Here is a 20695-nt window from a genome sequence, read left to right as displayed (position 1 = left end):
TCTATTATGAGCGAACCCATTAAAATTCAGGTATCTATTTTTTGCGAGCCTTGCATTATCTGCGGCAGCAGGCCTGTCATTGCACAGGCTAAAGGTAAATTTATAGTAAGATGCGGCGCTAACGCAAATCATTATCAAACCCCACCCGGAATGGTGGATATAGCCAATTGGAATAAACACAACCGCCGGGAACCGGGTATTACCCCCAATATGGCGCATCTTAAACAAGGCTGATCACTTAAAATAACGGGTTACCACATAGCCGATGGCCTCCTTTATATAAGTACCCCAGCCTGCTAAAGCACCTGCATTGGGCAAAAAATCATCGGCAGATACCGAAAACCTGCGGCTGGAAAAATTGCAGGGGTATGCAACCACGTCAACACCCTGTTTTTTAAATATCATCAGCGAACGGCGCATATGAAATGCCGAGGTAACCAGTAAATAAGGCCCTTTAAGTTTATGCTGCTGCAAGAGTTCTTTTGAAAAAACGGCATTTTCAATGGTATTGCGGGATTTCGGTTCGCTTAGTACGCAACTGTCCGCAACCTGCATTTCCCTGAGTTGCTCCCTTACCCAATCGGCCTCCCTAAAACCCGATGGCCTCAAAAGCCCGTTTCCTCCTGTGATAAGAAGATGGCTAACTTTACCTGTTTTTTGCAAACGAACACCCTGGATAAACCTATCAGCGGCAGAGTTAAAGAAACCGCCGCCGTTGCCATCATCCGAGCTAAAACCACCCAGCACTATAGCACAGGTATACTTTTTATCGGCTGGTACAGTAATCTCCCTGATATCCCAACAACAGCTAACCAGGTTAAGTAACAATGAATTAGAGAAAATATAAAGCACAATAATACCTGCAAGCAAAAATTTCCGTTTACGTTTTACGTTCTTTGAAAAAAGGGCGATCAATAAAATTGCGAATACCCATAGAAGCAAATTCATTAAAAACGAAAGAACTTTTGAAAAAATAAAAAACATATGGCGGTTATGGTGTTTAAGTACTTCAAATATAGAAGCTTTTATCAGGTGAAGTAACAAACTGGCATCATCATTGTCATATATCAGAAAAGAAAAATAAATTATGGGCTTTATCAAAACTCTTGCTATAGGTGCTGCAGTTGCTTACGGAATAAATTACGTAACCAAAAAAGGACCCGACGGTAAATCAATTATCGATAACCTGGTTGACAACGCCCCTGAATGGGCAGATCGCGCTAAAAAATACGGCGAACTTACTTTGGAACAAATTGCCGTGCGCACTCAAAATTTCAGGGATAATAACAGGCGTTAATACGTCCTGCCTGGTACTTTATATGTTTAACATTTGTTATTAGCCGGCTTTATCTCCTGGCTAAAAAGTTATTGTAGAATAAAGAAGATGTGTCATTGCGAGCGTAGTGCGGCAATCGCATACTTTACAGAGTGGCCATGCTTCCGTGCGGTTGCTACGTTCCTTATAATGACGTGATTATAAGTTACTGATTTATTAAGTATATTTTTTTGATCGTTTTTTTTTTAATATTGGCGTTGCCTGCGGCCCGTGCTATCCGCTCATACTACGCAAGCCTTAGCCACTTGGCCGGTATCCGCTCCTATCACTAACGCGCCCCCCGCGCAGCATTGCAAAAATATATTTTTAATATTATCACGATGGGAATTGTCTGCAAACGGCATAACTCTTTAACTATTTATCCTGTAATCCTATAAATCAAGGTTCCTTACCAGCCACTGTTCACGATACTGTTTTGGTGTAACTCCCTCAAAACGCTTAAAAAACTTGGTAAAGTTCGACGGATCAAAAGTAAGCCGGTTAGCTATTTCGGCTACACTGACCTTGTTTTCCTGCAGCATGGTTTTGGCAATCCCCATGATTTTTTCCTCGAAAAAGAAACAGGGATGTTTGCCTGTGGTGAGTTTAATAGTATTGCTCAAATGGGTAGGATGGATATGCATTTCATCAGCAAAATCACGGATCTCGTACATGTCCAATACGCGGTTGTTCAGCACATCCTCAAGGTGTTTGTCAATGGCCTTCAGATAGTCGGCGGTAATTTCATGCTGACGGGCCAGTATCTTTTTCGGAACAGTAAGCGTTGCTTCCATCATACAAAATTAAGCAAACAGATCGGGCTTAAACAGCGGTGCTACCCGCTTTTTAGATGCCTGCTCATAAGCGTATCCCAATTTTATGATGTCGCCCTCTTTGTAGGCTGTACTAAAAAACGATAACCCAACCGGCAGGCCATGGGCCAACCCCATGGGCACTGTAATATGCGGATACCCCGCCATAGCTGCCGGGCCCGAAAAGCTAAAACCATTATCATAGTCGCCATTGACCAGGTCGATACATACAGCCGGACCATTAGTGGTGCCTATGATGGCATCAAGTTTATATTTGGCCAGCATATCGTCAATAACTTTACGGGTACCTGTATTGGTTTGCTTAACTGCGTCAAGATATTCCTTACTGTTCAGGTCACCTTTGGCTTGAGCTAACTCCATAGTTTCCTGTTTAAAGAAAGGCATTGCTTTAACCTCATTTTGCTTGTTAAAGGCAATTACATCGGCCAGGGTTTTTATTTTGCTGTTGGCGTTGCCTAAGTATTGATTAAGGCCCTCTTTAAATTCATAAAGCAGCACGGTAAATTCATTTTTGCCTATGGTTTTTAGCTCCTTGTTTAATTCTATCTCCACCACTTCGGCACCTTTACTTTTCAGGGTTTTGATGGCATCCTGTAATAATGCCACAACGGTTGGGTTATCATTAAGCGCAGATTTCTCAATCCCCAGGCGCTTACCCTGTAAACCATTAGCGTCTAAAAATTTGGTATAATCCGCCTCGATCCTGCCTTTACTACCAAGTGTTGCCAGGTCGAGCGTATCAATACCGGTAAGCGCTCCGAGTAATATGGCGGCGTCCTTAACTGTACGCGCCATTGGTCCGGCCGTGTCCTGCGTTTTGGAAATGGGGATTATGCCCGACCGGCTCCACAAGCCCACAGTTGGCTTAATGCCCACCAGGCCGTTAACCGATGCCGGCGACACTATCGAGCCGTTGGTTTCTGTACCGATACCGATAACGCAAAGATTGGCTGCTACAGCCGTTCCGGTACCGGCGCTTGAACCGCTGGGGTTTCTATCTAAAATATAAGGGCACTTAGTTTGCCCTCCCCTGCTGCTCCAGGCACTGGTTGAATGTGTGGAGCGAAAGTTTGCCCACTCACTTAAATTGGTTTTGCCCAATATCACAGCACCTGCCTCACGGAGTTTATGCACTATAAAAGCATCCTGTTTGGCAAAATTATCGGCCAGCGCCATCGAACCGGCCGTGGTGTGCATGTTGTCGCCGGTATTGATATTATCCTTAATCAGCACCGGTATGCCATGCAGCGGGCCGCGCACCTTACCCTTTTCACGTTCACGATCCATCGCATCGGCCATGTTCAGGGCGTCTTTATTAAGCTCGATAACCGAGTTAAGCATGATGCCTTTTTTATCTATCTGATCAATGCGTTTCAGGTACAGCTCGGTAATCAGCCTTGAAGTAAACTGTTTGCTCTGCATTTTTTGCTGCAGATCGGTAATGGTTATTTCGCTCAGTTCAAATATATCGTCCTTACTGTTATCGGCAGCGGCAGTTTCATCGGCTTTATTTTCGGCAGATGGCTGATTGCAGGAAGCCGCTACTAAAGTAGATATCGTTAACCCGGCTAATGAACCGGTTTTGAGGAAATTTCTTCTGTGCATAACTGTTTAAATAAAAGGCATTACAAGTAACAAAATATTTAACTACTTTGAAAGGTGTGGAGGGTGCAGATAGTTAAATGTTACAATGAGGTGGTAGATTATCATGTACGGAGAAAGCCCCGTCACTCTGAACTTGTCGAAGGGTCGCTCGCAGAGTCCCCATCCGCCATGTTTCGACAAGCTACCTATGACAAGATAAAAAATGTGCTTTTTCGCAGCAGATCAGCTTCGGGTGAAAACGAGCAGAACGATGCTGGGCGGTGCGGCTGCAGGGGCATAGCAAGTTTTTGCAGAAGCGGAGGCATTGTGTGCAAATCGGGGCAAAATAATTGCAGCCCGTGGTTCTGTTCGTTTTGCAGGGTGAAGGCCGCGCCGAGGGCTATGGGGCCAGGTTGTGCGCAAAGAAGCCTCTCTGCTGCAAGCCTTTTTGGTTACTTTTGTGGCGACAAAAGTAACTGGCCCCGCGCGGCCAAGAGCGCGACGATGTAAGTTTATAGAACAAAGTCTTTTATCTGCCTGCTGGGGATTGCTTCGTAACTCAGCAATGACGTGGTGGATTTGTCATTTCACCTTCAGAGGCCACCGGATTTAAATCACTCAGCATGACACCCTATTTTTATTTATTTACCCTTATTTCGATATCATCCCCGATATCACATTAATACTCAATGCCACAATAGCTGTATTAAACGCAAAAGAAATCAACCCGTGCAGCCAGGCCAGCCTGCGGATAGAGCGTGCGGAGATCTCCACGTCAGATACCTGGAAAGTCATGCCTACTACAAACGAAAAGTATACAAAATCGAGGTAATCCGGCTCTTTTTCATCACCCGGAAATTCAAGGCCGCCGAGATGTTTGAGTTTTTTATCATCATCGGGATCTGTAGTATAATACATATGGGCATAACGCAAGGCGAATATAGTGTGTACCAGCCACCATGAAACAATAACCGATGCCATGGCCAATAAAACCCGCGCCGTCACAACCGCGTCCGATTGGTTTTTTGTGGATAACAACAGAAATACTATTGCCAGCAAGCTCATCAGCGATGATACTATCACAAACAAAAATATCAGTGTGCGGCTTGAGTCTTCAATACTGGCTATTTTACGGATTTCGGCGGGGTTAGCCGTCAGAATAATGATCCAATCCATAATAATGATGCATAAACCAAATGCTATCCAGGTTACCAAAGCAACCGTTGGCGCCGAAAAACGCGCCCAGGATAAAAACAGTGTTATTGCTGCGGCCCCTAATGAGATCAGGAGGCGGTGATGGGCATCAAGACTAAAAAAAACTTTTGTTTTGGCTTTGGCTTTTTGAGGCATACAATTTAAGCTACACCATAAATATGATAATGTTTGATGTAGATTAAATGAAGATACTAAAAATCGTCTTCCTCAACAATCCAGGCTACACGGCCTACCTGCCCGTCATCCAACTGCACTTTTATTCCGCGCGAATGGTAGGCTGCGCTGGTTAACAACCGTTTTACGAAACCCCTGGTCAGCGTACCGGTACGCTGGTCTTTTTTTAATATAATATCAACCTCAAGGCCCGGGTATATATCGCTTCTGTTTTGTCCATTCATGACCGTTGATTTATTTGATTACGTTGATTTCGCTGATTTTATTTTTTGATTGGTTTGATTTCACCGATTTGACGAGATCGATAATATCTCTGAAAAAGCAAAGCAAATATCAATTTTTCGAAAGATAATCGGCTATAAAAGTTTTAACGCGATCTTCATTACCGTCATCAAAGCCATCAATTTTTTTTACAATCACGTTTTTGTTATTCACCAGGTATATTTTTGGTATTAAACTCAAATTGTATTGTGCCTGCGCTTTTACATATTCCTGTTGCGGGATAATCAATTGCTGCCATGACATGTTTTCTTTTTTTAGTGCCTGTAGCCAATTCTCTTTTTTCGCATCTAATGATACACTCACAAACCTCACATCATCTTTGCTAAACTGCTCTGTTATTCTTCTTAATGATGGAATTTCCCGCCTGCATGGCCCGCACCAGCTTGCCCAGAATATCACCATGTTCAACTTTTTCGTATTATCTATCAGGGTAACCGGTTTTGCTTCCTGATCGGCGAAAATACTATTGACGAATTGATTTTGGTTTAAAGGTTGATTATCTATAAATAGTTTAAGTCGTCTGCCATAATATGATGATTTTGCTTCATTGCCAAACATTGCGTAGAAGCTTTTCAACTCTTTGTGATTAAAGTAAAATCTAAGATTATTAAATGCATATAAAGTCCAATATGCGTCAGGCGCCCGCTTAATTATTCTTTCGATCCGTGCTGCCTGTTTATTTCTAACGGCGCCGTCTTCGCTCATCTGAATGAAAGGTAACGTGATATTCCTGAGATAAAAATCGGTCTGCGTACCACCATTCAGTACAGCGCCTGTATTTTTAGAAAAATCGCCGGTTATGGTTGTCAATCCTGGCCCCAAAACGAAATCAGTATACTTGGAGTGATTCTTTGCGTGCTCATAAGGGTTAGCAACAGCTATAGGTTTCCTGATCCCTTTTTCATCCAGGTAACTTATAGAAACAAGATTAGCAAAAAAAGCAGTATCCGACTGAAAGTTAAATTCAAATTTCCCATCTGTAACTTTAGCGGAGTCTGAAGGTCGGACCATCTGTGGAAAAACGGGCTTATAATAAACCCATTTACTTTTAAGGCCCCGTATGTCGCCTTTGATAGTTACACCGTTATTGCGTTTACACGAAAATAAGCTAATAAGTATCAACAGAATGAGGTAATAAGGCTTCTTCATAGGTTTAGCATCAGGAATTTAAGAGTTTCCCGATACTAAGATAACTATTCAACCAGTCCTTTTATTGCCTGCTCTACTTTTCCGAAATCAAAATTACTGATCAGTTTATCAAATGAGGCAGCAATCTGCTCGTTTCCAAGGTTACCAATGCTACCCTCGTGGGTATGGTTCACCGTTTTATCAGGATTAAAATTTCCTGCTTCAATAGCCAAACCAACCTGTTTATAAGCATCGCGGAATGGCGTGCCGCTTAAGGTTAAACGGTTCACTTCCTCAACACTAAACAAGTAAGCGTATTTGGCATCATCCAAAATGTCCGTTTTTATGGTTATATTTTGCAGCATGAAGGTTGCCATTTGCAGGCAGTGTTTCAAATCGGCAAAAGCAGGAAACAGCAATTCTTTCAGTAATTGAAGCTCACGGTGATATCCTGATGGTAAATTAGTAGTCATCATGGCTACATCAGTAGGCAGGGCTTGCAGGCGGTTACATTTGCCGCGCATAATTTCCCAAACATCGGGGTTCTTTTTATGCGGCATAATGCTGCTACCGGTAGTTAATGCGTCCGGGTAACTTACAAACGAAAAATTCTGGCTCAGGTACAAGGTTTGATCCATGGCCATTTTTGCCAGCGTAGCTGCTATGGTTGATATAGCCTGTGCTATGATCCGTTCGGTTTTGCCGCGTCCCATTTGCGCGTAAACAACATTATAGTTAAGGTTATCGAAACCTAAAAGCCGTGTAGTTAAAGTACGGTTAAGCGGGAACGATGAACCATAACCGGCAGCCGAACCCAACGGGTTTTTATTGGTGATGCGATAGGCAGCCAAAACCAGTTCAAGGTCGTCAACCAGGCTTTCGGCATAAGCACCAAACCATAAGCCGAATGATGATGGCATGGCTACCTGAAGGTGGGTATAACCCGGCAATAAAACATCTTTGTGCTTGTCACTTAATTCAATAAGCAGTCGAAACAAGGTTTCGGTGCTTTCAACTACTTCCTGTAACTGGCTGCGGAAAAATAGTTTCAGGTCAACCAAAACCTGGTCGTTACGTGAACGGCCGCTATGGATCTTTTTACCGGCATCGCCAATGCGTTGGGTCAATAATAACTCAACCTGCGAGTGCACGTCCTCAACATGCTCATCAATTTTAAAACCGCCTTTAGCAATATCCGCATAAATGTTTTTCAACTCGCGCTGAACAAGCTCCAGGTCGGTATTGTCCATCAGCCCTACGCTTTGAAGCATACGGGTATGGGCCAATGATCCTAAAACATCAAACGCTGCCATTTGCTCGTCAAATTCGCGGTCGCGGCCAACAGTAAAGTTTTCAACCAGTTCGTTAACGTTGGTAGTTTTTTGCCATAGCTTGCTCATGGTGCAAATGTATAAATTATCTGAACTGTCTTATTTTGTCTGAACAAGGATTTATTGAATTAAATGAATTTATTGAATTTGCTCATCATTCTGTTAATTTCTTAATTCAATAAATTCGAGTTCAGACAAAATCAACGCAATCAAAAAAATCCTTGTTCAGACAATAAGACAGTTCAGGATGCCAATCCCGATCTATCCGGTTAACATTGTTGATTGTGACAACATATCATAGGCTTTGGCCAATATTGTATAAACCGCTATCTTAACCACATGAAACACCCTCTATGTAAGCCATTGCTCTGCATTGTTTTATTATTTTTCTTTTTTTCAAAAATACAAGCCCAGACGCAAGGGGCTACAGGTCTTAAAAGTGAGTATCTTGTAAACCCGATAGGTATCGATAATACACATCCCCGCTTAACCTGGCTCATGAATGATAAAGCACAGGGAGCAGCTCAAAGTGCTTACCAGTTGTTTGTTGGTACAGATTCAGTTGCCGTTGTTACAAGTAAAGGCAACGCGTGGGCCACCACCAAAATTGCTTCGTCAAATAATCTTGTTATTTATAGTGGCCAACAACTAAAACCTTTTACTAAGTATTTCTGGAAGGTTCAGCTTTGGGACCGGGCAGGTAAAAAGCTTGCCCCATCAGCTATAAACAGTTTTGAAACCGGCATGATGGGCATGCAAAACTGGAAGGGCTCATGGATAAGCGATAACAAAGGTATAGCTGTTAACCCGGCTCCCTATTTCCGCAATACATTTAAAGTAGCTAAGCCAATCCGCTCGGCGAGGGCTTATATTGCTGTGGCTGGTTTATATGAATTATATCTCAACGGAAAAAAAATCGGCAATCACCGCCTCGACCCAATGTATACCCGGTTCGACAGGCGCACGCTTTACGTTTCATATGATGTTACCGCGCAGCTGCAAAGCGGTAAAAACGCAGTGGGCGTGTTGCTGGGCAATGGCTGGTATAACCATCAAAGTACGGCTGTTTGGTTTTTTCACCAGGCACCATGGCGCGGTCGCCCGACGTTTTGTATGGATTTGCGCATCACGTATACCGATGGTACGGTTGAAACCATAAAATCCGGCACCGACTGGAAAACCTCACTTAGCCCTGTAATTTTCAACAGCATTTATACTGCCGAGCATTACGATGGCAGGCTGGAACAACCGGGTTGGAACACCGCCAACTTTGACGACAGCAAATGGAAGCCAGTCATTAACCGTTCGGCCCCATCCATGAACATTGTATCGCAAGCTATGCAGCCTATCCGTGCGGTTGATACCATCAGCACCAAAAGCGTTACCAAAATTGACAGCGATGTTTGGGTGTTTGATATGGGCCGAAATATTTCGGGCGTAAGCCAAATTACTGTTAAGGGTGATTCAGGCACAGTGATCCGTCTTAAACATGCAGAAAGGTTGAATAAAAACGGGCATGTTGATCAATCCAACATCGATCTGCATTACCGCCCTACTGATGATAAAGATCCATTCCAGACCGATATTTTCATTTTAGGCGGCAAGGGCGAAGAAACATTTTCACCCCGCTTTAATTACAAGGGATTTCAATATATTGAGGTAAGCAGCAGTAAACCTATCCAGATTGGCAAAGAAAACATCAAGGCATTTTTTATGCACAGCGATGTGGAGCCAATTGGCACAGTTAAAGCATCAAACCAAACTATTAACCAGATCTGGACTGCTACCAACAATAGCTACCTCAGCAACCTGTTCGGCTATCCCACTGATTGCCCTCAACGTGAAAAGAACGGCTGGACCGGCGATGCCCACATTGCCAGCGAAACCGGCCTCTATAATTTTGATGGCATCACCGTTTACGAAAAATGGCTGGCCGACCACCGCGATGAGCAGCAGCCTAACGGCGTACTCCCTTCAATTATCCCAACCGGCGGCTGGGGCTACGAGTGGGGTAACGGGCCCGACTGGACCAGCACCATCGCCATTATTCCTTACAATATTTATTTGTTTTATGGCGATAGCAAACTCCTCGCCGATAACTATACAGCCATTGAAAAATACGTGAACCATATTGATGAGCTTTACCCAACCGGGCTTACCACCTGGGGCCTTGGCGATTGGGTACCGGTAAAGTCTGTTTCGCCTGTTGAACTTACTTCATCTGTTTATTACTATACCGATGCCAGCATCCTGGCTAAAGCAGCCAAAATATTAGGCAAACAGGTCGATTATGTAAAATATTCGGCGTTGGCCAATAAGATCAGGAACGCCATCAATGCTAAATATTTAGATACTGCAACTGGCCTTTACGGCAACGGCTTGCAAACAGAACTAAGCGTGCCGCTTTACTGGGGTGTTGCGCCCGAAAACATGAAAAGCAAAGTTGCAGCTAACCTGGCCAAACGTGTTGAAGCTAATAATTTCCATCTGGATGTGGGCATTTTGGGTGCAAAAGCCATATTGAGCGCCTTAAGCGATAACGGATACCCGGATGTGGCTTACAAAATAGCATCGCAGGAAACCTTCCCATCGTGGGGCTGGTGGATGGTGAACGGCGCTACCACCCTGTATGAAAACTGGCAGATAGATGCCAAATCCGATATCTCCCTTAACCACATCATGTTTGGCGAAATTGGCGCATGGCTGTACAAAGGCATTGCAGGCATCCACCCTGATCCGGAGCATCCGGGCTTTAAAAACGTGCTGCTCCAACCCCATTTCGTACCAAACCTAAATGAGTTTACGGCTACTCATAAAGGGCCTTATGGTAACATTGTTTCATCGTGGCAACGCACCGGTAACAGTGTAACTTATAAAGTAAGTGTGCCTGCAAACTCAAGTGCAACAATTAGCTTCCCGGCTGGTAAAGTTTATCTTGCGGGCAAAGCAATCAACAACCCTGCGTTGTATAAAATAAATGCGGGCAGCTATGTGTTCGAGGTAAAATAATATCACCGCAAATGCCATAGTATTTTCATATTTTAATATCTGCGCATATCAAATGACCATTTACTGACAGGCCGGGGCAACCCCGGCCTGTTTTTGTATATAAATTTGTCACACCTTATTTACAATCACCGATACACCATGTGCAGGATACTTACTATCGTATTTTTATTATTTGTTGCCAAATTTGCCATGGCAGGCCCTGAAGAGCCATGGGCATTAAGCACCGACAAAGACGGCATCAAGGTTTACACCCGTCATATTGCAAATTCAAAAATCAAAGCCATAAAAGTAGAGTGCACATTTAATGCTTCAGCAGCACAATTGGTGGCGGTTCTTATGGATATCAAAACCTGCAGCGAATGGGTTTACCACACCAAGTCGGCAACTGTTATTAAAGAAGTTTCTCCTTCAGATATTTATTACTACTCGGAAGTAAACATACCATGGCCGGTTCATAACCGTGATTTTGTGGCACATTTAAAAGTTACGCAAGACCCTAAAACCAAAGTGGTTACCATCGACGCGCCGGTTATCTCAAATATGGTACCAGCGAAAGATGGCATCGTAAGAGTTGAAAACTCAACCGGCAGATGGGTTATCACCCCTGTTGACAGCAATCATGTAAGTATCGTTTACACCCTGCACCTTGATCCGGGAGGCTCTGTACCTGCCTGGCTTATCAATATGTTTGCCGCACAAGGCCCTACCGAAAGTTTTAAAGGTTTAAAAAAACAATTGCAGAAACCGGCTTATAAGGATGTGAAGCTGGCATATGTGCAGTAGTTGCGTTCTGTCTGAACTCGAATTTTAGGAATTAAAGAATTTATCGAATTGGTTTGTTAGTTCCACAATTCCCGTGCTATTCTAAGTCTGTTAACTATCGGGGAGTATGTAGTTATAACTACACACATAGTACATCCATAGACAGAGTCTGCGAACAGCAAACAGTGAAGAATTTGCTTGGTAGTTCACTGCATAAAGATTCTGTCTATTCTTTAATTCCTAAAATTCGAGTTCAGACAAAATCCTGTCTTCCAAAAATCCCCCCAAATCCCGGTTCAGACAATCTGCAAATAAACGTCAGCATTTTGCAAATAAAATTGAAAACTCGTATCACACTTAGCTGTACTTTCGGTGGTAGTATATAACCGTTTAATTTGCCGGCAGGATACCAGGGGATAGTTGTGCAAATTATAAACGCTAATATTGCTTTAACCAATAAAGTAAACGTGTAAACGATGAGAGTTGCCTTGTTTGTTCCTTGCTATGTTGACCAGTTTTACCCCAAAGCGGCTATTGCCACGCTGGAGTTACTGGAGAAACTTGGCTGTGAAGTCCACTACCCTAAAAATCAAACCTGCTGCGGGCAGCCAATGGCCAATTCGGGCTATGAGCATTTAACCGGCGGTTGTAATAATTTATTTGTCGATAATTTTTCGGGATACGATTATATCGTTTGTCCTTCGGGGAGTTGTACCCTGCACATCAAAGAGCATTTGCATGCTGATGGGAAGGAAGAACAAGCAACCGAGATCCGCAAAAAGGTATATGAGCTTACCGAGTTTTTGGTTGATATTTTAAGAGTAAAACAATTAACAGCCAGTTTTCCTTACCGGGTTGGATTGCACCAAAGCTGCCATGGATTACGCGGATTGCGCATAGCCCAAATGAGTGAATTAGTGGCCGTACCTTTCAGCAAACCGGCACAACTGCTTGATCTGGTGAATGGACTGGAACTGGTACAACTTAGCCGCCAGGATGATTGCTGCGGTTTTGGAGGAACGTTTTGTGTAGTCGAGGAGGCAGTGTCGGCCAAAATGGGGAAAGACCGTGTGGCCGATCACATATCGCACGGGGCGCAATACATCACTTCGGCCGATCTTTCATGCCTGATGCACCTTGAAGGTATCCTGCGCCGTCAAAACAGTGATGTTAAAGTAATCCACGTAGCCGAAATTTTAAACAACAGCCTGTAATGAGTACCGCTACTACCAAAGATCACCCGCATTTAGCTGCCGAATTTAACCGCGATGAGCCCCGTGTAAACTGGCACGACGAAACCCTGTGGTGGGTACGCGCCAAAAGGGATATTGCAGCACATAAACTGCCCGAATGGGAGTTGCTGCGCGAAACGGCATCCCAAATAAAATTTAACGTACTCTCAAACCTGAGCATCTACCTGGAGCAGTTTGAGGCCAATGCCACCAAAAATGGGATCATAGTACACTGGGCGGCCGACGCCACAGAACATAACCAAATTGTACACGGCCTGCTTGAACAAAAGGGCATTACCAAAATGGTAAAAAGTAAATCGATGCTTACCGAGGAATGCCATTTGAACGAATACCTGAAAGAGCAGGGCATTGATGTAATTGACTCCGATCTCGGAGAGCGCATTGTACAGTTGGCCAATGAACCGCCAAGCCATATCGTACTGCCTTGTATCCATAAAAAGAAGGAAGAAATAGGCGATATTTTCCACGAGCATTTAGGTTCAGCCAAAGGCGAATCAGATCCTAAAATATTGACTGAAACTGCCCGTCAACATTTGCGCGAGGTATTTTTAACCCGTCGCGCAGCACTTACCGGTGTTAATTTCGCAGTGGCCGAAACAGGTGAGTTCGTGATCTGTACCAATGAGGGTAACGCCGATATGGGGGCGCATTTAGCCGAGATCCATATCGCATCAATGGGCATCGAAAAGCTTATTCCAGAAAGGAAACACCTTGGTGTGTTTCTGCGCCTGCTTACCCGCAGTGCTACCGGACAGCCTATTACCACTTACTCGAGCCATTTCAGCAAACCGCAGGAAGGCACCGAAATTCATATTGTTATTGTTGATAACGGGCGCAGCATTCAGCTGGGTCGCGAGGACTTTCGCAACTCGTTGAAATGTATCCGTTGCGGGGCTTGTATGAATACCTGCCCGGTTTATCGCAAAAGTGGCGGTCACAGCTATCATACCGCCGTTGCCGGGCCAATAGGATCCATCCTGGCCCCTAACCTCGACATGAAAAAATATGCCGACCTGCCATTTGCCTCTACCCTTTGCGGTTCGTGCAGCAACGTGTGCCCGGTTAAGATAGATATTCATGACCAGCTGTATAAATGGCGGCAGGTGATTGTGAAGGAAGTATATTCGCCCAAAGCCAAAACTATGGCCATGAAGGCCATGGCATTGACGCTGGCATCGCCAACTTTATACCGCATGGGAGGCAAAACCGGGCGACTGGCGTTTAAATATGCCCCATTTGCGGTAAACAATAAATTAAACCCATGGTACAATCAACGCGAAATGCCAAAAGCACCCGATGAATCGTTTGGCGAGTGGTATGCCAAAAGGAAAGGAGCAAAAAACTCATGAGCCGGGAAAAAATATTAGCTGCTGTAAAATTTAATCAGCCCGCTGCTATGCCGCTGCCAGATATGGAAGTGCTGAATACGCTAACCGATGTCAGAACTGATCTGGTATCAAAATACAAAACCATCGCTACAGCAGGCGGCAGCTTTGTTTATGAGGTTAGTGACTTTGATGAGATCAAAACCATCATTAATAACGAATTTAAAGCCGGCGTTAAGATCATATCTGCCCTTAGCGAACTGAGCGATTACATTTATGCCGAAAACGTGAAACACGAAGACGGCCATAACTTTGCTGATGTGGAGCTAACTGTACTTCGTACTAAACTTGGTGTTGCCGAAAACGGGGCACTCTGGCTTACCGAAAAAGATATGAGTAGCCGGGTACTACCTTTTATTGCCCAGCATTTGGCAGTAATAATCGGTAAAGATGATTTTGTACCTACCATGGCGCAGGCTTACCAGGTAATTGCCGATGCTGATTATGGCTATGGTTCGTTTATCTCCGGCCCTTCAAAAACTGCAGATATTGAACAGTCGTTGGTTATAGGGGCTCATGGGCCAAGAAGTTTATCGGTGTTTATACTTTCTTAAAGATCTTTTAAAAGCGACCTAAAAGTAACGTCATTGCGAGTAACCATCAGGGAAGCCCTGAAAAAAAGCGTAATGACATGTAAAATATATTTTAGCGGTGTTGCGCGTGGGCCGCGTTAGATTCTGTGTTGATATGCAAAAGTTATTTTTTATTTTTGAGTCTTAGGCAGCTTTATGTTAGCCTGTTTAGGGCAGTCCTTCAATTGAAGCGACTGCTCTAACTATTTTCGGATATGTGTGCATTCTGTTGAAGGTAGTGTTTTTCGAATGGTTTGTTGGTTTTGTATATAGTGTATACCATCTCCAATAATTTTCTTTGTACTGCTACAGTAGCTTTCATTTTCACGCTATTTCGGGATACGATCCGGACAAATATAGCTTTATATCTTTCTGAATGTCTTATGGCCGCTAATGCAGGTAAGTGCATGGCTTTTCGTAAATGCTTGTTCCCCCTTTTAGATATCTTGGGTTTGCCCTTAACGGATGAGCCGGATTCTTTTTCCCTGACATCCAGCCCGGCGTAACTGGTCAGCTGCTTTTTACTCCTGATCAGCTCAAAGCCGTTTGTTTCGGCTATGATCACAGTGGCCGTTAATAAGCCGACTCCAGGAATAGTGGTAATGGTAGCCAGTGTTTGTTTTAAATGTTTGTCCTGTGCTACAGCTGTTCTAATCTCAGTAAGTATTTCTTTAAGTTGTTCACCAATCATCTTTATCCTGTCCATCATTCTGCGGATAGTATCTTCCCCCGGAAAAGCTTCGGACTGTTCAGCATGTAGCTGGTTCTTGATCATGGTTCTTTCTGCAATAAGTTGTTCTCTTTCACGGGTTATCTGCCGCAGGGTCCTGAACACCCTTTTGGGTTGTACCCAGTTATCCAGTTTCTTTTCAAGTCCGAACATGGCTATGGCAAAAGACATTGATTTATCGGTAATTGTTTTGATCTCCAGTGTCTTGAAGAAGTTCGAGATCTTGTTGGGCATGACAATACTTACAGCATACCCTTTGCCGGCCAGATAATAAGCAAGGCGCTCGTGGTATACACCTGTGGCCTCCATTACATATCTTAATGGATATTGGGGGATGCTTTGCTTGTTTATCCATACTTCCAGGTTTGCAAATCCTTTTTCATTGTTTGGAAAAATCTTGTTCGCATAAACTGTTATAACTGCCTGCTCATCCATCTTGCCGATAGAAACCACCAGCTCTTTTTGAGCCACATCAATACCTACTACTTGTTTTAATAATCTGCTTGCCATTGATCAAAGTTTTTAACTGTTATAAGTGAAAACCTTTCTTCGTTTTTCCTCCTGTTGGTTATCCTGGATATACTGCCTGGTCGTATTCCTTACATTCTGTTCAAACTCAAAAAAGTAAAGGAGTGAGGCTATATCTAACGCTCAACATGCTCAAGGCTGTTTGGGATTGCTGTGCTCTCACTCTTTTCACTCATAAAATCATTACAATAATATTAGATGTAAACATAGGAGGGATTGCAGTGTAAAGCCCACAGCGCGGGTTGGGATTGTGGATAGGAAAGGCGAGGACTTGCAACGGAAAGCCCGGGCCGCAGGCAACGCCCATGTTATAAAATTTATCAGAAAAATATACCTAATAATCAATAACTTACAATAACGCCATTATAAGGTACGAAGCAATCCCAAACTATACAGGGTAGACCTGCTTATAGGGGATTGCCGCGCTACGCTTATAATGACGTGCCTGTAAGACATTCATAATCAAGCTGCATTTTGGAGAGTAAGACCAAGTTTTTGAGCTTCTTTTTGCAGACGGCTGATCTTTCTTGCCTTTTGTAATTCGATATCCTGCTGAACTTTACTGCTATCGTAAGCCTGTTGTTTGAGTATCATATTATAGAATATCACGGCTATTTTCCTGGCCACTGCTTTAATAGCTTTAGCCTTTCCTTTGGTTGCAGCTAATTTTCGGTATTGCTGTCCTAACGGGCCCTTGCTTTGCCATAGGCAGTTTGCCGCAAGCCTGAAAGCCTGGGTAGCCGGGTTGTGTGTGATCCGTTTTTCATAGCCTACCAGCTTGCCTCCTGTTATTTTAGGACGGGGTGACAGGTTTAACCAGCTTGTAAAATGGCCTGCGGTAGGCCATTTGCTCATATCGGGCCCTGTTACTGCCAGTATCGTTAGCAGGCCGATCTCATCCAGGCCTTCCACTGCTGTCAGGTCTACGCCTAATATGGCTATTAGGTAATCTTTTAAGTTGATATGATATTGATTCTTGCGGACCATGCTCTGCTTCTTTGAGCTTTTTATCTCCGGTGCCAATAGTTTAAGCGTTTGTTCGATGTGCTGCTCATAATAAAGCATCTGCTCTTTAAAAAAGTCGTATGCCTTTAGGCTGCCCCTGAGTGTATTGATCCGGCTGTCCCGGTAGTCTCCTTCAAGAGAATGGAGCAATTCCTGCTGACTTGCTTTTAGCCGTTTATGATCGATGCTACAAAGCAGTTTTTCGGGATCTGAGATCCCTGAGCAGATCATCCGCAAAAGCTTCATGCCGCATACACCTTCAATATCGCTGATCAGGTGCTGGAACTTGATATTCATTTTGGTCAGGGTGTTTTGGATACGGTTGAGTGTATCGCTTTTCTGGTCCTGGCAGATCTGATTGCCGCAGGTCCTGGTAAAAGGCCGGCGCAATATGTGATTCGCGTAAAAGGCCATGGGTAAGCAGCTTATGTAACCACTGCGCATCATTAATATCCGTTTTTCGTGCCGATACATTCCGATAATGGCTTGGGTTGATCATCACCACCTTTATGCCCCGGGACTCAAGGATACTATGCAGGGGCATCCAATAGTTGGCGGTTGATTCCATCGTTACGATCTCCACCTTTTCCCCTGTAACAAGTCGGCCAGTTTATTAAGACTGGAGGTAAAACTGTCAAACTGTTTCAGGTGGATCTGATCCCTGGAATCAGTGTAAGATACGACCATGAGCATACTCCCTACATCGATACCGGCTGATCTGGGGTAAAGAATCCCAAATCGTTCCATCTTTTTTGAACCTGCAGGAGTTCCTGCCCCCTTCTTCTTTTTGTTTTGTTTAGCTTTGCCCATATTTTTAAAAAACAGGGCAAACTCTGCCGCTTTAAAAAGTCTAAGCTTAAAAGCGCGGTAAACCACCAGTTGGTCAGAACTGGTGGTTCCCTATAATGTTTTTTGCAAAAAGCGACAGTCCCAAACTCGCAAGCGGGCTCTTAAAGGCCCCAAGGGTTATACGGGGTGTGTAGTTTGCCCGATGTTCAAGACAAATATCTTACTTCTCATTGCAATGCATGTCATTTCATTTTTTTTTCAGGGCTTCCCTGATGGTTACTCGCAATGACGTTGTTTGTTTACGCCTCACCTGCCACTAACCAACCTAAAAATCAACAATTTACAACAATGACAAATGGATGATACAAAAATATACCGATTGGTATATTTTTGTACTGTCAAAACTAAATGACACTCAACAATATGAAAACTTCACAAAATACAGTATTGATAACCGGCGGCAGTGCCGGTATAGGTTTTGAAATTGCAAAACAACTATCAGCTAAAAATAACCATGTAATTATTATTGGCCGCAACCAGGATCGTTTGGACAAAGCCGCCGCCCAGTTACAAAATGTAACTGCTATTAAAGCCGATATCTCAAACGCCGAAGACGTGGAAGCGTTAACCGCGCAAGTGAAAAAAGATTTCCCACAGCTAAACGTAGTGATCAACAATGCTGGTGCAGCTTCAATTAACGATCTGCTTACTACGCCCAACGTTTTTGAAAACGCACAAACTGAAATGTTTACCAACTATATTTCAGTAATCCGCCTTAACGAAAAACTGCTTCCTGTTTTACAACAGCAAAGCGATGCTGCCATTGTTAACGTATCGTCAATAGTTGCTTTTTTGCCTGGTAAACAAACTGCTACCTATTCGGCAACTAAAGCTGCCTTGCACTCTTATACCATATCATTACGTGCCGCTTTGGAAAACACCAATGTTAAAGTATTCGAACTAATGCCTCCATTGGTTGATACCGAGTTTTCGGCAGAGATTGGCGGGCATAATGGTATCCCGGCTTCGCAAGTTGCCGATGAATTTGTAGCCGGTTTTGAAGCCGACAACTACGAGATCCGCGTTGGTGGTACCGAACCATTTTACCGCTTGTTTTTATCAAACCCAACCGAAGCGTTGAAAGCCCTTCACCAGAGATAATTCTCTGGTTTATTTTTTTGCCCTAAAAAAATACCGATTGGTATTTTTTTAGGGCAACTATTATTTTCCAATTCATACTTCAATGAAAAAAAGCATCCTCATCATTACCGTTATAGCAGCCGCTATTATGGAATTGATAGACACCTCTATAGTAAATGTTGCCCTTTCACACATGAGCGGTAACCTTGGTGCCACGCTCGAAGATACTTCCTGGGTGATAACTGCCTACGCTATAGCGAATATCATCGTTATACCTATGACCAGTTTCTTAACTGCCAAGCTTGGTCGTCGTAATTATTATATCGGATCTATTATCGCGTTTACTTTCTTTTCGGCCATGTGCGGGCTTTCGTCAAACATATGGACATTGGTTGCTTTCCGCTTTCTACAGGGTATTGGTGGTGGTGCGCTTTTATCGGTATCTCAGGCTATTGTATTTGAGGTTTACGGTAAGGAACGCGTGGGCATAGCCAGTGCACTATTCGGCGTAGGCGTATTTTTAGGCCCAACCATTGGGCCAACATTGGGTGGTTTTATTACCGAAAACTACAGCTGGCCATGGATCTTTTATATCAACATTCCTATTGGCATAGCCGTAACCGTATCCAGTTTATTACTGGTTACCGAACCCGAGCTCAAGGCAAAAGTAAAGAGCGTAGACTGGTGGGGAATTCTCCTGCTTATTATAGGAATAGGCTCCCTGCAAACCGTATTGGAACGCGGCGAAACTGACGACTGGTTTTCGGCAGGTTATATCATTGTACTTACTATAATTGCTGTCATTAGCCTTAGTACATTCATCTGGTGGGAGCTTACAACCCCTAACCCGGTTATCGATTTGAGGGTGCTGAAAAGTAAATCATTGGCCGTGGCAGCCATATTAACATTCGTAACGGGGTTCGGCCTGTTTACGTCTGTATTCCTCACACCTGTGCTTGCCCAAAGGGTGCTCTTGTTCCCGCCAACTATTACGGGGCTTATTCTGTTGCCCGGCGCGGTTTTGGCCATTGTGGGCTTGTTATTTTCGGCCACATTGTTAAAAAAAGGTGTATCTCCGTTAATCATCATTACCGCGGGGTTCGTTATCTTCATCAGCTTTACCTGGCAAATGTCGCGCATGAACCTGGAGGCAGCGCCTGGTGATTTGGTTGGACCACTAATTTACCGGGCAATGGGTATTGCCTTATTAACCGTTCCGCTTACAGCTTTAGCTGTATCGGGGCTCGAACCTAAAGACATTCCGCAGGGAACTGCTTTAAATAATATGATGCGGCAGTTAGGTGGTTCATTTGGTATCGCCGTAATTAATACATATGTAGCCCAACGTTTCGGATTACACCGCAATGACCTGCTGTCCAATATCAATATTTTCAATGATCAAACAACAGCACGGATAGCTAAGCTTACCAATTATTTCGGCAGCCGGGGCTTTTCATCATTTGAAGCACATAAAAAGGCCGTTGCGGTTATTGATAATACCATTAACAGACAATCATCATTGCTTAGTTACCTGGATGCTTACCTGTTTTCGGGCCTGATATTTTTACTGGCTATGCCACTGCTGTTCCTGGTTATTAACCGTAAAAAACAAAACCGGACTGTTGTTATCATAAATGATCACTAATTAAATACCAATTGG

Annotated in this window: 19 protein-coding genes and 1 pseudogene; 9 read left to right on the top strand and 11 right to left on the bottom strand. The window is 43.7% G+C overall.

Features of this window, described 5'->3' with window-relative positions; genetic code table 11:
- Positions 1-6: 6 nt before the first annotated feature.
- Positions 7-234, top strand: coding sequence for a hypothetical protein (locus ACEN82_RS03855; protein WP_413317788.1), 228 nt, complete (start codon positions 7-9; stop codon positions 232-234).
- Here ACEN82_RS03855 and ACEN82_RS03850 read toward each other — a convergent pair whose 3' ends face one another.
- Entirely contained in the window at positions 235-948 is a 714-nt protein-coding gene (locus tag ACEN82_RS03850) for a YdcF family protein (RefSeq protein ID WP_413317786.1), read from the bottom strand. It lies immediately after the preceding gene.
- A gap of 139 nt (positions 949-1087) precedes the next feature.
- Between ACEN82_RS03850 and ACEN82_RS03845 the strand changes: the two genes are divergently transcribed.
- A complete protein-coding gene (locus ACEN82_RS03845) occupies positions 1088-1297 on the top strand; it encodes a hypothetical protein (protein ID WP_090527874.1) in 210 nt (69 codons plus the stop codon).
- Positions 1298-1707: 410 nt separating this feature from the next.
- Here the strand turns inward: ACEN82_RS03845 and ACEN82_RS03840 are convergent, their stop codons facing one another.
- The 6 genes from ACEN82_RS03840 to argH form a co-directional block, all read right to left on the bottom strand.
- Positions 1708-2112 (bottom strand): helix-turn-helix domain-containing protein, encoded by a 405-nt coding sequence (locus ACEN82_RS03840; protein WP_495644070.1) that lies wholly within the window; start codon positions 2110-2112, stop codon positions 1708-1710.
- Positions 2113-2118: 6 nt separating this feature from the next.
- Positions 2119-3753 (bottom strand): amidase, encoded by a 1635-nt coding sequence (locus ACEN82_RS03835; protein ID WP_413317782.1) that lies wholly within the window; start codon positions 3751-3753, stop codon positions 2119-2121.
- 630 nt (positions 3754-4383) lie between these two features.
- Positions 4384-5082 (bottom strand): DUF1345 domain-containing protein, encoded by a 699-nt coding sequence (locus tag ACEN82_RS03830; protein ID WP_413317780.1) that lies wholly within the window; start codon positions 5080-5082, stop codon positions 4384-4386.
- 56 nt (positions 5083-5138) lie between these two features.
- Positions 5139-5345: a YwbE family protein gene (locus tag ACEN82_RS03825; RefSeq protein ID WP_091211944.1), complete on the bottom strand. Its 207-nt coding sequence runs from the start codon at positions 5343-5345 to the stop codon at positions 5139-5141.
- A gap of 109 nt (positions 5346-5454) precedes the next feature.
- Positions 5455-6552, bottom strand: a complete 1098-nt coding sequence (locus ACEN82_RS03820; RefSeq protein ID WP_413317777.1) for a thioredoxin-like domain-containing protein — start codon at positions 6550-6552, stop codon at positions 5455-5457.
- A 44-nt stretch (positions 6553-6596) separates the two neighbouring features.
- Positions 6597-7931 carry an argininosuccinate lyase gene (gene argH, locus ACEN82_RS03815; RefSeq protein WP_413317775.1) on the bottom strand — a complete coding sequence of 445 codons (1335 nt, stop codon included), beginning with the start codon at positions 7929-7931 and terminating at the stop codon, positions 6597-6599.
- 270 nt (positions 7932-8201) lie between these two features.
- Here argH and ACEN82_RS03810 point away from each other — a divergent pair, with 270 nt between their 5' ends.
- The 5 genes from ACEN82_RS03810 to ACEN82_RS03790 all read left to right on the top strand — a co-directional run bounded on the left by ACEN82_RS03810 (position 8202) and on the right by ACEN82_RS03790 (position 14825).
- Complete coding sequence (locus tag ACEN82_RS03810; RefSeq protein WP_413317773.1) at positions 8202-10871, top strand: alpha-L-rhamnosidase; 2670 nt, start codon at positions 8202-8204, stop codon at positions 10869-10871.
- 138 nt (positions 10872-11009) lie between these two features.
- Positions 11010-11654: an START domain-containing protein gene (locus ACEN82_RS03805; protein ID WP_413317771.1), complete on the top strand. Its 645-nt coding sequence runs from the start codon at positions 11010-11012 to the stop codon at positions 11652-11654.
- Between the two features lie 455 nt (positions 11655-12109).
- Positions 12110-12847 carry a (Fe-S)-binding protein gene (locus ACEN82_RS03800; protein ID WP_413317769.1) on the top strand — a complete coding sequence of 246 codons (738 nt, stop codon included), beginning with the start codon at positions 12110-12112 and terminating at the stop codon, positions 12845-12847.
- Positions 12847-14235 carry a lactate utilization protein B gene (locus tag ACEN82_RS03795; RefSeq protein WP_413317767.1) on the top strand — a complete coding sequence of 463 codons (1389 nt, stop codon included), beginning with the start codon at positions 12847-12849 and terminating at the stop codon, positions 14233-14235. The genes ACEN82_RS03800 and ACEN82_RS03795 overlap by 1 nt, the downstream gene beginning before the upstream one ends.
- Positions 14232-14825 carry a LutC/YkgG family protein gene (locus ACEN82_RS03790; protein WP_413317765.1) on the top strand — a complete coding sequence of 198 codons (594 nt, stop codon included), beginning with the start codon at positions 14232-14234 and terminating at the stop codon, positions 14823-14825. The genes ACEN82_RS03795 and ACEN82_RS03790 overlap by 4 nt, the downstream gene beginning before the upstream one ends.
- 217 nt (positions 14826-15042) lie before the next feature.
- Here ACEN82_RS03790 and ACEN82_RS03785 read toward each other — a convergent pair whose 3' ends face one another.
- The 4 genes and pseudogenes from ACEN82_RS03785 to ACEN82_RS03770 all read right to left on the bottom strand — a co-directional run bounded on the left by ACEN82_RS03785 (position 15043) and on the right by ACEN82_RS03770 (position 17916).
- Complete coding sequence (locus ACEN82_RS03785; RefSeq protein WP_413323217.1) at positions 15043-16083, bottom strand: IS110 family RNA-guided transposase; 1041 nt, start codon at positions 16081-16083, stop codon at positions 15043-15045.
- A gap of 480 nt (positions 16084-16563) precedes the next feature.
- Positions 16564-17520 carry a transposase gene (locus tag ACEN82_RS03780; protein WP_495644069.1) on the bottom strand — a complete coding sequence of 319 codons (957 nt, stop codon included), beginning with the start codon at positions 17518-17520 and terminating at the stop codon, positions 16564-16566.
- A gap of 4 nt (positions 17521-17524) precedes the next feature.
- Positions 17525-17650: pseudogene (locus ACEN82_RS03775) on the bottom strand (IS110 family transposase); the annotation flags it as partial.
- 26 nt (positions 17651-17676) lie between these two features.
- The gene (locus tag ACEN82_RS03770) at positions 17677-17916 is read right to left on the bottom strand and encodes a hypothetical protein (RefSeq protein WP_495644068.1); all 240 of its coding nucleotides are present in this window, start codon (positions 17914-17916) and stop codon (positions 17677-17679) included.
- A 402-nt stretch (positions 17917-18318) separates the two neighbouring features.
- Between ACEN82_RS03770 and ACEN82_RS03765 the strand changes: the two genes are divergently transcribed.
- The gene (locus ACEN82_RS03765) at positions 18319-19056 is read left to right on the top strand and encodes an SDR family oxidoreductase (protein ID WP_413321634.1); all 738 of its coding nucleotides are present in this window, start codon (positions 18319-18321) and stop codon (positions 19054-19056) included.
- Positions 19057-19138: 82 nt separating this feature from the next.
- The gene (locus ACEN82_RS03760) at positions 19139-20680 is read left to right on the top strand and encodes a DHA2 family efflux MFS transporter permease subunit (protein ID WP_413321633.1); all 1542 of its coding nucleotides are present in this window, start codon (positions 19139-19141) and stop codon (positions 20678-20680) included.
- Positions 20681-20695 lie beyond the last annotated feature (15 nt).

Source organism: Mucilaginibacter sp. Mucisp73 (genome assembly GCF_059491465.1).
Note: the sequence above shows the minus strand (reverse complement) of the source record. Positions and strands in the feature narration are given on the sequence as shown.